Origin of the sequence: Desulfotruncus arcticus DSM 17038 (genome assembly GCF_900113335.1) — a bacterium.
GTDB lineage: Bacteria > Bacillota > Desulfotomaculia > Desulfotomaculales > Desulfallaceae > Desulfotruncus > Desulfotruncus arcticus.
Genome location: NZ_FOOX01000003.1, coordinates 36,930 through 52,421, shown reverse-complemented (window position 1 = coordinate 52,421; position 15,492 = coordinate 36,930). Strand labels below are relative to the sequence as shown.

The 15,492-nt window shown below is 42.8% G+C and carries 15 protein-coding genes; all 15 read right to left on the bottom strand.

Annotated elements, in window-relative coordinates; genetic code table 11:
- Positions 1-96: 96 nt before the first annotated feature.
- Entirely contained in the window at positions 97-1,137 is a 1,041-nt protein-coding gene (locus BM056_RS05010; protein ID WP_092469360.1) for an Ig-like domain-containing protein, read from the bottom strand.
- A 223-nt stretch (positions 1,138-1,360) separates the two neighbouring features.
- On the bottom strand, positions 1,361-2,128 hold the full coding sequence (locus tag BM056_RS05005) for a LytR/AlgR family response regulator transcription factor (protein ID WP_092469921.1): 768 nt from the start codon (positions 2,126-2,128) through the stop codon (positions 1,361-1,363).
- A gap of 19 nt (positions 2,129-2,147) precedes the next feature.
- Positions 2,148-2,279 (bottom strand): cyclic lactone autoinducer peptide, encoded by a 132-nt coding sequence (locus tag BM056_RS05000; protein WP_092469358.1) that lies wholly within the window; start codon positions 2,277-2,279, stop codon positions 2,148-2,150.
- The gene (locus BM056_RS04995; protein ID WP_092469356.1) at positions 2,263-2,922 is read right to left on the bottom strand and encodes an accessory gene regulator ArgB-like protein; all 660 of its coding nucleotides are present in this window, start codon (positions 2,920-2,922) and stop codon (positions 2,263-2,265) included. Before BM056_RS04995 ends, BM056_RS05000 begins: the two co-directional genes overlap by 17 nt.
- Positions 2,923-2,933: 11 nt before the next feature.
- On the bottom strand, positions 2,934-4,298 hold the full coding sequence (locus tag BM056_RS04990) for an ATP-binding protein (RefSeq protein ID WP_238456331.1): 1,365 nt from the start codon (positions 4,296-4,298) through the stop codon (positions 2,934-2,936).
- 383 nt (positions 4,299-4,681) lie between these two features.
- Positions 4,682-5,500 (bottom strand): CPBP family intramembrane glutamic endopeptidase, encoded by an 819-nt coding sequence (locus tag BM056_RS04985; RefSeq protein ID WP_238456316.1) that lies wholly within the window; start codon positions 5,498-5,500, stop codon positions 4,682-4,684.
- Positions 5,487-6,326, bottom strand: a complete 840-nt coding sequence (locus BM056_RS04980; protein ID WP_092469350.1) for a DUF1616 domain-containing protein — start codon at positions 6,324-6,326, stop codon at positions 5,487-5,489. The genes BM056_RS04985 and BM056_RS04980 overlap by 14 nt, the downstream gene beginning before the upstream one ends.
- 289 nt (positions 6,327-6,615) lie before the next feature.
- Positions 6,616-8,058: a S8 family serine peptidase gene (locus BM056_RS04975; protein WP_092469348.1), complete on the bottom strand. Its 1,443-nt coding sequence runs from the start codon at positions 8,056-8,058 to the stop codon at positions 6,616-6,618.
- A gap of 228 nt (positions 8,059-8,286) precedes the next feature.
- The gene (locus BM056_RS04970) at positions 8,287-9,432 is read right to left on the bottom strand and encodes a beta-ketoacyl-ACP synthase III (RefSeq protein ID WP_092469346.1); all 1,146 of its coding nucleotides are present in this window, start codon (positions 9,430-9,432) and stop codon (positions 8,287-8,289) included.
- A gap of 21 nt (positions 9,433-9,453) precedes the next feature.
- Entirely contained in the window at positions 9,454-10,944 is a 1,491-nt protein-coding gene (locus BM056_RS04965; RefSeq protein ID WP_092469344.1) for a PAS domain S-box protein, read from the bottom strand.
- A gap of 243 nt (positions 10,945-11,187) precedes the next feature.
- The gene (locus BM056_RS04955) at positions 11,188-13,248 is read right to left on the bottom strand and encodes a DNA topoisomerase III (RefSeq protein ID WP_238456315.1); all 2,061 of its coding nucleotides are present in this window, start codon (positions 13,246-13,248) and stop codon (positions 11,188-11,190) included.
- Positions 13,249-13,280: 32 nt separating this feature from the next.
- Positions 13,281-13,571, bottom strand: a complete 291-nt coding sequence (locus BM056_RS04950) for a hypothetical protein (RefSeq protein ID WP_092469338.1) — start codon at positions 13,569-13,571, stop codon at positions 13,281-13,283.
- A gap of 112 nt (positions 13,572-13,683) precedes the next feature.
- The gene (locus BM056_RS04945; RefSeq protein WP_092469336.1) at positions 13,684-14,046 is read right to left on the bottom strand and encodes a hypothetical protein; all 363 of its coding nucleotides are present in this window, start codon (positions 14,044-14,046) and stop codon (positions 13,684-13,686) included.
- Between the two features lie 3 nt (positions 14,047-14,049).
- Positions 14,050-15,024 (bottom strand): replication protein, encoded by a 975-nt coding sequence (locus BM056_RS04940; RefSeq protein WP_092469334.1) that lies wholly within the window; start codon positions 15,022-15,024, stop codon positions 14,050-14,052.
- Positions 15,025-15,217: 193 nt separating this feature from the next.
- Complete coding sequence (locus BM056_RS04935) at positions 15,218-15,451, bottom strand: helix-turn-helix transcriptional regulator (RefSeq protein ID WP_114319273.1); 234 nt, start codon at positions 15,449-15,451, stop codon at positions 15,218-15,220.
- Positions 15,452-15,492 lie beyond the last annotated feature (41 nt).

The following is a 15,492-nucleotide window of genomic DNA, read 5'->3' as shown; positions in this document are numbered from 1 at the left end:
TGTTGATACATCATACTTACGTTACAGTTATTAATTTAATTAATTGGAGTTATTGAAGTCCTTCTTTTTTGGTGAAATCCTGTCTGAGAAAATCGGCTATTCCATGCTGGGTCCATGGGCGCTGCCACCGGTTACATGCACTGTTTCCTGGTAAACCCAATCGGTGTCAGGGTTATTTAAATATGCCCGGAGCGTTGTTTTACCCTTGGTCACCCCGGTCAAAGTTTTTGTTGAATCATCAACTGTTGCCACACCGGTATCATCTATTTGCCAGTGTAAAACATATCCGGCCTGGGAAAAGCCCAGAACCGATAGTTTTAATGGCATCGTGTCGCCGGCTTTTAGATTAATGTTGTGGTCCCACTCTTTCCCTTCTTTAAGGAAGTAAGTTTCCGACCGGACGCCTGCTTTCATCAAAGCAATCTCACCGGCATAGCCCGGATCCACTTCGCTGCTGATAAGGTCTTTGGCCTCAATCAGCTTATCGATACTCCATCCCAGAGCGCTGAGTTTGTCCACGAAAATGCCGTATTGGCCGCCGGCAGCTCTCGTCAAAGCATCCCGGGTCCATCCTTCCGCAGCATTACGTATCTGCCCATAGTCTCCGGAAGCAAGGGCAATTAAATTGGCAACGTCATTTGTAATTACATTGGGAATCTCCCCTTTGGCCGCCAGTAAATAATCATACAGGTCGTCGATGGTAAAATCGTTTCCAAACAACGCCGTGACCGTAGACGCATGCTGCTCTCTGAAATTTTCCACATTTTTCCTTAAATCGCCTGGTTTGGTGGAATACTGGACATTTGCAAGATCACAAACAAAATCAATTATTTTATTCTTGGCCTCAGCCTCTCCACCCAACTTGGCTATTACCTGATTAGTCAATAATATGTCAAAAACATCCGGCCATGGGTCGCTGTTAGGGTCCCTGCTCAGCTTGGCAAGCTTTGCCTTAGCCGAAGCCACATCGCTCTCTCCGTCCGGATCAAGGGCCACCTGATCGTAAACCTGTGCCAACTGTTTTGCTGCATCGTTAACGGTATCGGCCCGGGCCTGAGGCAGTGCCAGACTAAAAGTCGCACTGAAAACCATAAGCGTACATAGCATTAACGCAGTTATCCTGCTTCTCAGCAACATTTTTATCTTTTACCTCCTTTTAGCTCCATCTACCAACTCTTGTTATAATTATTTTTTGTTCACCCCCAAAAACTTTTTGTTAACTAATCAATCTTAAGTTAGCAATATTGGAACTAATTGTCTATATTTGTTGTCTAGATGTAGCATTATCGCGTCTAGTTCTTGCAAAATGCCGTCTGGATTCGCAGCGGCAAAAAGAAAAGAAGGGTTCATTTAGAACCCTTCAACTACTCTTTAAAACTTTGCTGTTCGTCAATTCTTCAAGCTCCTTAAATTTTTCAACTGTTATTAAAGGTCTATTTTTTGTATTTTCCATAACTAGTTCATAACTGCTTCTGCCCATCGGAACAAGCTCTTTGACCATCTTTAAATTTACAATGAACCCGCTATGACTTCTAAAGAATGGGTATCCTTCCAATTGTTCTTCAAGAACAGATAGTTTATCATTTGTTTTAATTTTACCGCCGATAAAATAGATCGTGGTTTTGCGACCTTCCTTAGTGATGTAAATGATGTCATCAAGATTCAAATAAACAAATTTACTATTATTTTTAAACAATTGTTTTCTGCCGACATCTTTATCGAGTTTTTTCGAGTAAGTATTTGGCCTGCCAGCAACTTTTCCGGACAAAACCAATCTGATCCTATCCATTGTCTGACGGACCCTGTTCATTTTAAAGGGTTTGACCAGGTAATCAAAAGCATAAACGTCAAAGGCTTCACCTCTGAATTCGCTAAAAGCCGTGGCAAATACAATAATGGTCCAGGGGTTGATATCGAATATTTCCCGGGCCAGTTCAACCCCGTTTTTTCCCGGAAGGTCGATATCCAAAAAAGTCACTTGTGGCAGCAATTCTTTAATTAGCTTTATTGCCTCCAGCCCGTCCCCGGCTTCACCAATGACGTTAACGCCTTCAACTTCTTCAACCACTTTTCTGATCACAAAACGCATGTCCGGATCATCTTCGGCAATCAAGACAGTTATTTCCATACGCAATTTCCCCCCTCCTTTATTCGGATTTCACGGGGGGGGCGGGTTGGTAAAACCAAAAGAAGCAGGCTGGCTTGACACCGATGGTGGCGACAAAAAGAGCCAGCATAACGATGGGTGAAAACATTATTCTTTTAATGCTCAGTTTCATTGACGGGACACCTCCTTTCCTTAAATAATCCTGCTAAAAGGTTGTCTAATAGGAATATTATTTTGTAACCCGGGGGGGAGTAACTAATTGTCTGGATAATGACAGCAACAAGACCCGCAAGGGCAAGGGATGGGTTGACATAATGCATAACAATTATACTGACCCCCAACCATAAGCTAAGATAGATCAGCGAAAGAATTTTAAACATGCTTCTTTCGGATATGCTTGTAAATTTTTTATAAGGCACCTCCCCCGGCACCCAGATCAGAACACAAACAAAAAATAGTAAATATCCGGTCAACAGTGCATATACCAGTAAATCGGTTGATAAATAAGGCCCCAGATATATTCCCAGTTCTCCGGCTCCAAGATAAGTTAAAACCCCCAGGGTAAGGCATCTCCAGTACCCATCGCAGTGGGCTCCGCCGCTTAGAAGGCGGTAGATGGCACCGCAAACCATGGCAAACACTACCTCGGGAAGTATTCCTAAGAAGTGGGCCAGACTGATAAGGATAATCCCTTTAATGAGAGCGGCAAAAATAATTTCCAGGCCAAAGCGTATAGTATCAATCTTAGTAGTATCCAGCGCCAGCTCCCTGGACAGGTAGTTGGCAATTCCTGTGGCCAGTTGGTTTATATTCATTTAATTCCACCTCATTTTTTCAAAGGTATGATAACGGTTAAGGTTGTTATCTCAGCGTCGCTGCTAATCTCAATGTTGCCACGACATTTGGTTACGATATCTTTGACAATTGCCAGACCCAGTCCGGAATGCTCTTTTTTAGTAGTAAAATCTGCTTTGAACATATTTGCTCTGATTTCGGAAGCGATAGGCTTCCCGGTATTGCTTATTATGATTACGAATACTCCTTGTGCACGGGTTATGTTTACTTTAACCCGCCTGCATGCACCGGTGTTATCTTCCACAGCTTCCAGGGCATTATCAATCAGGTTCCCAAGCAAGGAGCTTGCTTCATGAGGAGTTAAAGGCAATTCTTTAAGACTGCATTCCACGGCTATTTCCATTTCTATGTTTCTGGTTTCAGCCAGTCCTATTTTAGTATAGAGAATGGCGCTGATACTAAAATTGTCAGTTTTGATCAATTCACCGGTTTTAGATATATCACCGAACAACCTGCTGATATAATCCCGCGCTCTCTCATATGCGCCGCCTTCAATCAGTCCGTAAATGGTCTGTAGTTGATGGTGAAAATCATGTCTCTGCTTTCTGGATGAGTCAATCAATTGTTTGATTTGTTTTAAGTTTTCCTCCGCTCTTTTGGCCTCATAATCTTTTTCCACGTACTGTCCGATTTTTTTAACGGCGACGGTGGACAGTACCGTTAAAACAATGATGAATACGCCAAAGACCCCGTTAAAGATATTAAAATGCTCTCCCGGAAAAATATTCAACCTGGCAGCCTCAAAAACCATGTTTAAGAGCGCCAGTAAAAGTACGGGCAGGAGAACAACTACAAAGATAACAAGATTATGCCTGTTAACAATGTCGGCCTTCAAATTATTTTTAATTTCTTGTCTTGATAAGCGTCCCAAACGGCTATAATCTTGCGTATAACCAATTAGAGAGATATTAAAAATTTTACAGGCTGCGATAAATATCAGCATGACCAGGGCCTGAGGGAGGAAATATAAAAATCTTACAAATGAATAATTCCAAACCTCGGTCAGTGAAAAACCTTTGATATGCAACATAAACTGTATCGCTACTGTTTCTACCGAGCCGTAAAAGATCAGGCCAAGTAAAGATGCAAGTATTACTATCCTGTATGGCAGGCGGGTAACCAGGCGAATATTTAGAGTGAATAAAATTATGCCAAGGATTGAGTGAAACCCGAAAGGCACCGGCAAGAACCGGATAATATAAGCAAAACCCGCCTGTAAGAACCCAATTATAAGTAAGTCGCGCCACCAGGGCTTAAGTCCCACCAGCAGAAATCCCAGGGTGGCTACCATAATCGCTTCAGGAAACGAAACCATTAGCAGAGATAAGAGAGTCATTGTATCCAAAAAGGTTACCTTCCTTATTTCCTAAACTTTAATTTACTTGAAAAGCAGCCGATTCCTGCCAGCCATGTCCAAATAGTGCATTTTCTTGTTTAAAAGTTACATTTTCTTGTCTATATTTGCATTAAATAAATAAAGCACAAAAAATCCGCTTGCAGCTCGTCGGCAGCGGAATTTTGCTATTATAAAAAAAGCTATCATAGATTTTTTTAGAGACCGCCTGACAGTTCGGTTTGATTATTCCAGGGCTGGAAAACCACAATAGGCTTTTCCGTGATTTGGATCAATAATACTCACTAGTTAAATACGCTAATGTTATTTAGTTTTAAGGGTCGCAGGGAAAAAATTTTTGGAAGGAATATCTTCAACTTATATTTTTATCTCAAAAGATACGGCCAGATAATATATAAACCAATATTCGTTAATCCGTGAGCCAGTGAGACCCCCAAAAGAGATCTAAAAAAGCCAACGATTATGGAAAAAAGCAGCGCAACGGCAAAAACGAAAACAAGGTCCAACGGTGAACGGTGGGTGATGTGCAGCACCCCAAATATAAGGCTGACATAGATAATACTGTACCACTTGCCGAATGTTTCCACAGCCGCACGGTACATAACCCCGCGAAAAATAAATTCTTCCAAAAATCCTGTGCTTACAAGTAAGATCAGAGCTGGAAGCCAGACGTGCTGGAAGGTAAGCTGCGTGACCAGGGGATCGGGTTTTAAAATCAGGTACTCCAGCAAACCCAACGGCACCCCCAAAAAGGCCACCAGCAACTGAAGGGGCAGGTTACCCACTGTCAGCCCAATTTCCCGGGGCTTAAAGCCGGCAAATCTCATCACCGTAGCGGCGGCGGCAAAGAGTGGTAAACTGATGATCAGGTACCAGTACATGAGCGGAATACCGGTCAGGGGCATGGAAAGACTCATGATGCGGATCATTGGAGCCAGGGATAATGACAGATATATCAGGTTTATTGTTTGCTTATAAGCCAGGGATGCATGTGCAAGCAAGGCCACCAGCAAAACCACATGACAGGAGATCCCGTACAGCGGGTCGTAATAGGCTGTAACAATCTCCGCGGCAGTGACGGCGGCCGCATACAACCAGATAAAAAAATGATCTTTACTGGAAGCAGCGCTTTTGATAACGGGATCCCATTTTTTAACAAGCATCTGTATTCTACTCACGGACATCCACCCACAAGTGCAGAGAGCGATAAGGATCGCTCTCTCCATTTTTAAATAGTAAAAACTCGACCTTCATATTTTCATGGGGCTCGTTTGCGCTAAAGCTAACGGTTTCTTCCCTTTTTCCTTCATGGTTTAATTCAAAAGGGCCCAATCGTTTCTTCACATAACCGTTCACCCGCACTTCGGCGGTATAGGAGACCGGGCGGTGTTCGTGATTAACAGTTCCCAGGATAACTTCCTTTTCTTCACCCGTTTTCATATCCCGAGGGTAACCCTCCGCCTTCCCGCCAGGGCCCAAAATGTAGAACTCCGTGAACTTCTCACCAACTTTTGGCGTAGTTGCGACATAATAAAGGCTGCCTACCGCAAATATAATGGTTCCCACCAGCGCCACCGAGAGAATTTTATCCAACCTGGAAAAGCTGCCCCATTTGATCGTTTTTAAGTTTAAAGTAACCATAAAACGTTCTTCAAAGGAAAGTTTATTTCTTCGGTAAACTGTGATAACGGACAGCAGGATGGTTAAAATCAAAAGCGTCAACAGTACGGGGTAAAGCCTTATTCCCCATGGGGTGTAATTCAGCATGAGACCCAAAAGCGGTACCACGGCAATACTTAGGCCAAAGCTCAAAGCAACCCGCTCAATGTCGTCAATATCGCCCCTGGCTGGAAACAGAGCCGCTATTAAGGCATAACCGGGGAAAAACAGAACAAAAGGCAATCCCAAAGCAACCCGCGCAGTTCCGTTTATATCAAAAACAATTAATATCGCTAAAGTAACAGAAAGAAATAGTATGAAAGAAAACTCGTTTTTGATTTCTATCCTCAAAAATTCAACCCCTTTTAAGAAAAGGGGACACATCCCTTTTGGGGATGTCCCCAACACATGAATGTCCCCAACTAAAAATTGAAGCAAAAAGACGGGACAGACATTAAATTAACAATATTAAAGCTAATTGTCCATATTTATTGTGTAAAAACGGTAAATTCGTGTTCAATTAGTACATGATCTTGTCTGGATTTACATTGGTTAAAAATAGAAAACGCCCTCAGTCTAAAACATGAAGGCGTTGATTTCTTGCGCAGTATTTTCTGAACCCACCAACCGCATTTGACAGCTATTCCGCAGTCAAAGCTTTAACCGCATTCAAGCGGCCGCTTCCCAAATAAGCCTGCTCCTTCCCGCGTACCGGTTCAACGCTCTGTTTATAGAGCATTTCCGCTACTTTGCGGGGTCCTATCTTACCATATTTGTCAATAATTAAGGCGGCAACAGCAGCTACTTTTGGCACTGCCATAGACGTACCCACGTTGTAAGCATAACCTCCTTGGTTGTCTGTGCTGAAACAAAACTCGTTTTTATAAAGTTGCTTATCATAGTATTCATCAAGCTTACCATTTTGCTGATACTCAAGTAGCCCGGAGATGTTGCCGCCCGGGGCGGCAATATCAATAAAACCCGGCCCAAAATTAGAGTATAAAGCTAAAGCATCATCAGGTCCTGTTGCGGATACTGTCACTACCCCGGGAATCGTACCGGGCACTTCAAATCCCGCCCCCACAAAACTTAAACCATCGTCACCATATACGGAGTTCAGATAGTCGGTCACCTTCCCTTTCGCTGTCAAATTTATACCTTCGTTACCAGCCGCCAGCACCACTAAACTACCTTTATTTATGGCATATTGGATAGCTCTTTTGTAAGCTGCGAAATCAGCGATATCATTTCCCAATGCAACCTTCTCTCCGGTTAAAGGGTCGGTATAAAAGACTTGTCCTTTTACAGCAAAATCACCCAGACTCATTGAAATAACATCGACCCCATCATTTGCTGCAGCTGTAATAGCGGCAGTAATCCAGGCTGTTTCAGCCAGGGATTCCCCAAATACGCGGTAAGCGCGAATTCCTGTGTCCGGTGCCACACCCAACATCTTTCCATGTGCTGAAATGGCGCCGGCAACATGACTACCATGGCCCGTTTTATCATCAAATGCATCAATACCACCTGTTTCATCTGGTTCCGTATTCCTATATCCACCAGCGGGAACAAAATTCTTTGAGCCCGGCAACAGGTTGGCAAGCAAATCAGGGTGATCACGATCAATGCCACTGTCAATAATCCCTACAACGACGTTATGGGAACCGGTTCCTAATAAGTAACTTGCGCCATTTTCTGTAACACGTTTAATATCCCATTCGAGGTCCCATAAGGAAGATTGGTCAGTATCCAGGGTTAAATTACTTTTCATTCCGTTTTCTTTAACTTTAGGCATGGACCAAGAAACTGAAGGATTAATCAAGCTTACCGATGGCAAGCTCTTTAGTTCCGAAAAGATTTTATAATCGCCGTTTACCTGTGCAAATCCTATTTCAGGAACAGTATAAGTAATTTCCCCTGCACAAGCTGCCAGCTTAGCATTAAAATCATTGGGAATCTTATTTTCATTAAACAGTACAGAATAGCAGCAAGTATTTTCTTGAATACCTGCGCAAGCCATATTAGGTAAAATCATTCCAATTACAAAAGCTACCGATAAAAACAAGGTAATTATTCTTTTCACCAAACAACCTTCTTTCATAGATTTTTTTTTTGCTCATGATAAAGTGTTCTGATAATCTTTTTATCGACCGCACTAATCATTTTCTTTACTCCTGTTAAACTTTTTTATGGATAAAAGTAATCAGCTTTCTTGAAAACTTATACCCATACTATGCCATTAAAAAAACCAGCTTTTCCTTTTAATAAAGGAGAAACTGGCATGCTCGGCAATTTCAGATAAATTAGTGCTTTAAACTGTTTCAAGCAAGAAAAAGCTAGTAGAAAACCTCCCACTTTCCGGTACATAGCATAAAATTTTATCACCCTGTTTGAGTTTACCTGAATTAAACAACTCCTCCAACATTATGTAAATAGAAGCTGCACCCGTATTCCCTTTATAAGGAAGGTTTGTAAACCATTTATCAAACGGTATCTCAAAACCGATCTTTTTAAGTGCTTCATAAACTTTATCTCTAAAATATTGAGACGAATAATGCGGAAGAAAATAATCAATTTCACTTTCTTTTATATTTCGTTTTTTAATTATCTCAAATAAGGGCTTTTCAACAGTATAATACATGATGTTATGATTTAATAACCTGACATCCTGTTGCAATGAGAGCAAAGATTCATGCATGACTTTTTCAATGCTCCCAACCTCTCTCCACCCAATGAACCTTTCATCCTCTTTCTTTCCGCCGCAATACATGCAAACCGGCATTTCCCCGGCATATGATAATATTTCTATCCAATTGATCTTTAAAGAAATACTATCTTTATTCGGCACATTTTCCAACAAGACTGCACCTGCACCATCAGATAACATCCACCTTAAGAAATCTTTCTCAAAAGCAATTACTTTTCTTTTTTCCAACTCTTGTATTTTAGATTCTATTTCTTGATGAAAATTTTTATCTGTCATTATTAATGAGGCAGCTTCAGAGCCGGTTACTACAGCATTCTTTTTTAATCCAGCTAAAATGCTCATATACCCATATTTTAGTGAAGTAACCCCGGACAAACAAATTCCCGCAGTTGCAACTGCCTCAATATTGCTTAATTTAAGCTCTCCTTGAGTCATAAGTGCATGGTTGGGCAATAGCTGGTCGGGAGTACTGGTACCACAAATAAGACATTCTATGTCACTTAATTTAAAACTATTATCCTCTAACGCTTTAACAGCATTTGCAGTAATCTGAGCATTATTGTAAGAAACTGTTTTGGTTTTTTTATCAATTACATAATACCTTGTTTTGATACCATTACTTTTCAAAACAATAGCTCTTGCCCTTGACGGTTTATTACTAATCATTCCCAACACATCTTCCATTTCCTCATTGGAAACAGGTTCATTTGGTAAAAATGCTGCAATTTTATTTATGTATACATTATGCATTCATTTATGCTCCCTTTTTAACTAATCTGTTTTAAACCTTATGGAAATAATAGTACCTTCGGGTCTGGTTTCAATGATGTCCACGGCATTATGTCTGGCGGCTATACTACGAATAACTGCCAGCCCCAAGCCTGTCCCATTATCTTTTGTTGTAAAAAATGGTGTACCAATTTTGCTTAATATCTGGGAGTCGATGCCGCTACCCTCATCTTGAACCGATAAAACCACATCTTCATCATTAAAACATGTTTTAATGGTAAGGCTTTTACCCGGTGACATTGCTTCAAAACCGTTACGAATGAGATTAAGGAGCAGCTGGCGAATTTCATTTTCATCAAGTTGTAGATCAGGGATGTGATCATCAAGTTCTAATTTTAATGTCACTTCTGATTTTAAAGCCTCTGCTTGAATCATGGGATATAAAGTTTTTATAATTTCATTGAGATTTTTTGCAACCTTGCAATTACTCTTGCTCTTAGATATTGATAAGAAACGAGTTATTATATCATTTGCACGATCAAGCTCTTCAATCATAAGATCATAATATTCTTTATATGGATGGCACTCTTTTTTCTCCATAAGTATTTGTAAAAATCCGCGAACTGTTGTCATAGGATTTCTAATTTCGTGAGCTAAACCGGCAGCCATCTGACCAATTATATTGAACCGTTCCAAACGAGCCATTTCTTCTTCAAAGCGCTTTCGCTCACCAACATCACGCATAATAACCTGTATTGCTTTTTTACCCTTGAAAATAAGAGGAGTCCCCGTTGCTTCAACGTCAATTATAGCTCCGTCAACCCGCACCAGTTTTTGACAAAATAATGGAACCGGCATTTGATTATTTAACATAAATTGAATTTTGTTACGAGTTATTTCCCGAGTGGCAGGATGTACATAATCAATTACCCGCTTCCCAATTATTTCATCCTTACTTTTTAATCCTAAAAGTTCAACACCAGCTTTATTAATAAATATAAGCTCACCTTGTTGACTGTGCACCGCAATTACATCTGGCGACAGTTCTACCAGGTGACGATAGCACTCCTCTGCTTCTCGTACTGTTTGCTCCAACTTTTTGTAAGCACTAATATCCATGGCCATAACTGTAATACCAATTATGTTACCGTCATTATCAGCCAGTGGCTCAATGTTGATGTCGAAATATAAAGTTTTGCCTTTACCTTCAACTTCAATCTCTTGCCGTTGACCATTACCGCTATTCAAGACTTGATGCTTAAGTTTATTAAGAGAGGTGCTGTTAAGCAATGAAATAATCTCAGCACCAAATTTGTCCAAAATGCCTTTATATAATAAACCTGAATCAGGATTATATAACCATTTGTAATGCAAGTTTTTATCTTGAGCAAATACTACAATTGGTAATTTTTTTAATATAAAATTAAAACGATCTTCACTTTCCTTTAATGCTTGTTCCGCTTGTTTACGTTTCATCACTTCCTTTTTTAATTGTTCTTTTAACTGCTCTTTGGTCATTGATTCATAGTCCAAATCGGCCCCTCCCAAGAGGAAAAAATATTTATATTATTCATTTTTATGTCAATATTTAAAATCCTTTGGTATATTTTGTTTAATTTTAGAAAAATAAAACTGGCAACTCTGATGGATTGCCAGTTCGGAATTATAATTAATAAAGGCGACACCCGGGATCGCTTTCAGATTGATCAATGTATTGCACCTTATCAATGGCAAGTAAATTTCTTAAAATACATGCTAATTTCTATTGTGTTTTGTTTAGGCATTTGAACTCCCCTTTGCATTAAATTTTAATTCTACTTTTCCACCTTGTCCCAGGATTAAAGCAGCATCAAATTTCTTACCGGCTTTTGACTTAAAGCCCTTAATAAGACCGCTTTCCCCTTTTTGTATCAATTCCTTGGCCTGGTTTTCTGTAATTTTTTTACCGGCAATTTCTTTCCAGATCACAAACTTGCACCCTTCTTTGTAGCCGCTGCAACCGTAACCTTTTTTACCCTCAATCACTGCCCTGCCGCAAAGGGGACATTTGCCCAACGGTTCGCGATTTGTTTGAACCTGGTTGCTGGCTGTTTGGTTGCGGGCCAGTTCAACCATCTCGGTGGCCAGCTTCCTGATCCCGGCCATGAACTCTTCCGGGTTGGCCATGCCTTTCTCTATATCGGCTAGTGTTTTTTCCCACTGGCCGGTAAGTTCCGGATTTTTAATTATATACGGCACCAGGTCTATGAGCGTTTCGCCTTTAGTAGTGGGGATAAGGGTTTTCTTCTGGCGCTCAATGTATGAGCGCTTAATTAGTGTTTCTATGATAGCCGACCGGGTGGCCGGGGTACCCAAACCATGCTTCTTCATAGCAGCTTTTAATTCCTGATCTTCCATCAGCTTGCCGGCGCCTTCCATGACCGCCAGCAAGCTGGCTTCAGTAAAGCGCTTGGGCGGCCTGGTTTCTTTTTCTTTGATTTCCGTATTTGTGATCTGCACTGCTTCGCCCTGGTTAAGGTCGGGTATCATGCTTGCTTCTCCGTATTCACCTGGTTTATTTTCTACGGGCGCGTATACCGCCTTCCATCCCCTGTCCATTTCCACCCGTCCTGTGGTGAGAAATGTCTCGCCGGTAGCTTCAGTTATCACTTTGGTTTGCTTGTATTTTGCCGGAGGATAAAAGATAGCAAGAAACCGGCGTACCACCAGGTCGTAAATTTTGCGTTCATCAGGGGACAGGTTGTCCAAATTCGGCTTGACGTTGGTGGGGATCAACGCGGTATGGTCACTTACCTTGCCGTCATCCACATAACGCTTGCCCGGTACCCCAGCCAGCTTTGCGGCAATAGCATAATGCATGTACTCTTCAACATCGGCCAGTGCCGACAAGCGCTCGGGAATAGTTTTAGCCAGTTCCATTGTTATGTGCCGGCTGTCTGTACGGGGGTAAGTCAGCAGTTTTCTGGTCTCATACAAGGACTGAGCTAAATCTAATGTCCTGGCAGCCGACAGACCGTATTTTTTATTAGCCTCTTTCTGGAGTTCGTTGAGGTTGAAGAGTAGTGGCGGAAGCTCCGCTATGTCTTTTTCCTCCACTTCCAACACGGTGGCCGGCTGGACGTCAACCCGGGCTTGTACCGCCCGGGCTTCCTGCTGGTCTTTGAAACGGTTTTGTTCACCCTTAAACCATCTGCCCACATAAAGCTGTCCGTCGTTTTTTGAAAACTCAGCGTACAGTTCCCAAAATGGTTCCGGTACAAAGTTTTTAATTTCGCGCTCCCGGTTAACGATGAGCGCCAGGGTGGGCGTTTGCACACGACCAATTGAAAGTAAGGTGTTATGCCTTACTGTAAATGAGCGGGTGGCATTGATGCCGATGAGCCAGTCAGCCCGGCTGCGGGCTTCCGCAGCTGCGGCCAGGCGGTTAAATTCAGCACCTGGCCGTAGTTCGTTAAAGCCTTTTAGGACGGCAGCCGGAGTTGTTTCCGAAAGCCAGAGACGCATAAAAGGTTTCCGGCAGCCGGCCAGGCGGTAAATATACCGGAAAATGAGCTCGCCTTCGCGTCCTGCGTCAGTTGCACATATGAGTTGTTCGATATCTGGTCTGTTGATCAGCTGCTTAACGATTTTAAATTGTTTTGCGGTTTTCGGGTTGCGTTTAAGTTTAAATTGAGCCGGTATTATGGGCAGAGTATCCATGGTCCACTTTTTCAGCTGACCATTATAATCTTCGGGCTCAGCCAACTCAACCAGGTGGCCAATGGCCCAGGTTACCACATACTCGTTGTTTTCCAAGTAACCATCTCGGGATGTGAAGTGGCCCAGAACGGTTGCCAAATCCCGGGCCACAGAAGGCTTTTCAGCAATAACTAAATTTTTAATTTGAATCCACCGCCTTTTCTGCTTTTTTTATACTTTGTGCGATCTCTTCTGTCTTGATTAAAATTTCCAGCCATCAACATACCTTTATTTTCTAATTGCTGCTCCTTTTCTAAGTAATAAGATAGCTTAAAACATAACTCTCTAGACGTAACCTCATATTTAAGGCTTCCTATACAAATGTGCAAAGTTTTACGTAAAGGAACGAGAATCTGCGGATAGTCATGAACATGCCGACCACAGCATTCATTGTATATAGAAAAATAAAACGTTTTATTCATAAAATCCTCCTTTGTCTCAGACGTATTTATAAACTTGCCCTTTTTTGAATTAACCTGTCAGTTGGCTGAATAATATCATATCATCTGTGTAAAATTCCTGCCCGGCTATTGATTAAAATTTAAATTCTTTGATCACTTTCCCGGGCGGAGGAGTGTCCCCGTCGGCTTCGGAAAAGGTTAGCAGGTCCTCGTCCGGTGTTTGGCAATCAACTGCTTGATCTTTATCGCCGGTGGGTACTGGCATGGCGGCGGCACTCGCCTGGGTGTCCATCATATCCAGTAAATTTAGTTCCACCGGCTTAATGACCACGTACACCGGTTCGTTGGGATGAAACTGGCGCAGCTCCAGCAGGTCTTCATTAGTCAGCTCAATATCGCCCAAATTCACCCGGATGGACTGGACCCACTTGTTGCCCACTATTTTGTTAACAATTTCATTTTTTTTAATTTGCGCTTTAAAGTCGGCTTGGCGCATTAATTATCCCTCCCGCCGGTCCTCCGACCGGCTGACCCATTCAGCGTAGGGCCGGTCCGGGCCCAGAAAATTAGCTGCGTACTTGATATAGCGCGGCTCGGTGCCGAGCTTTTGACAGTGGGCGGCGTAATTTTGGGCCGAGTGCAGCAGCTTGGCCGCACTCAGGCCTTCTTTCAGCCTGTCCAGCCAGCACCGGTAAGCCCGCTTTTGCTCTGCCTTCCGGGGATAGGCTGCCCAGAACGCTAAAAATTCAGAGTCGTATTCGCCTTTTTTACCGGCCGGTGATCCGGTTCCAGATGCCTTTAAGCTGCCGGCGGCTTTTCCCACAGCCGGCGATGACCTCACACCTTCCCTCCGTATGCCGTACCGTAACGGAGTTATAGCTTGATCTTCTTCCTGCTTTGGGGAATATAAGGGGTTATTATATTCTTTTTTTAATATTTCTTTAAGTTTTCTTTCGGTATCCTCCCGGCCCTTGCCGTTGTTGGCTTCCGGCCGCCGACGGGTTGGTATTTTACCAACTTCCCGGTTGGTGTTTTGCCAACTCTGTGGTTGGTGATTCACCAACTCAGACTGTGCTTTACCGCCCGGATTGCCATCTGTGGTTGGTAAAACACCAACTGCTTGAACCCCGAGGTTGCTGCAAAGGATTTTGTTAAATTTTTCCCTGACGTCATTGCGCAGTGGCAAGGTTTGCCACTGGCCGCAGTCCTGATTCAGGCCAACCCGTTTCCCGTCGGTAAACAGAACCCGGGCCTGCACCAGCAGGTTGAGTTCTCTGGTGATGTCGCTCTTATTGATGCCGGCCACATTGAAGTCACCCTTGCTCAGGACGGCGTATTTCCGGTTGCACCCGCAGCTCAGGCGGATGACCAGGAGAATTATTTTCAACTGCCGCTTGGTAAAGTTGGAGGTCAGAATAACCTCCAGCAGTTCGTTGGATATCCTGGTGAAATGATCAGTCTGAGGCTTGTCCATGCTTTTCACCTGCCGGTAATGGTTTTTGAATTTGGCCGGGGGCGAAAACTCCCGGGCACGGTTTTTTTAAACACCGTTAACTGACCTGTCAGTCAGTTAACAGTGTTAATAGCGTTTGGGTAAATTTTCGTTCGTGCGGGGGTTATAAACTGCCGGCTGTTGATCTTCGCACAGCCCGTAAGACCCCGCCCTCTTAGAGTTTGTTTTGCGATCTGTGAGCGCTGGGCCAAAAAAAAATATCGTCTGTTGCCACGCCAAAGAAACGGGCAATTGCTCTGGCATTTGGTAAGCCGGGCACCCTTTTCCCGATTTCATACATGCCGATGGTGCTGGCCGGGATATTCAGTTGTGCGGCCAATTCCCTTTGCGTTAAAGCAGGTTCGTGCTGCTTCCGCAGTTCTGCTAAAGTCCATTTTGGCTTATTCACTTTATTACCGCCTTTTTCAAAGCGTGAGCGTTAAGATTATT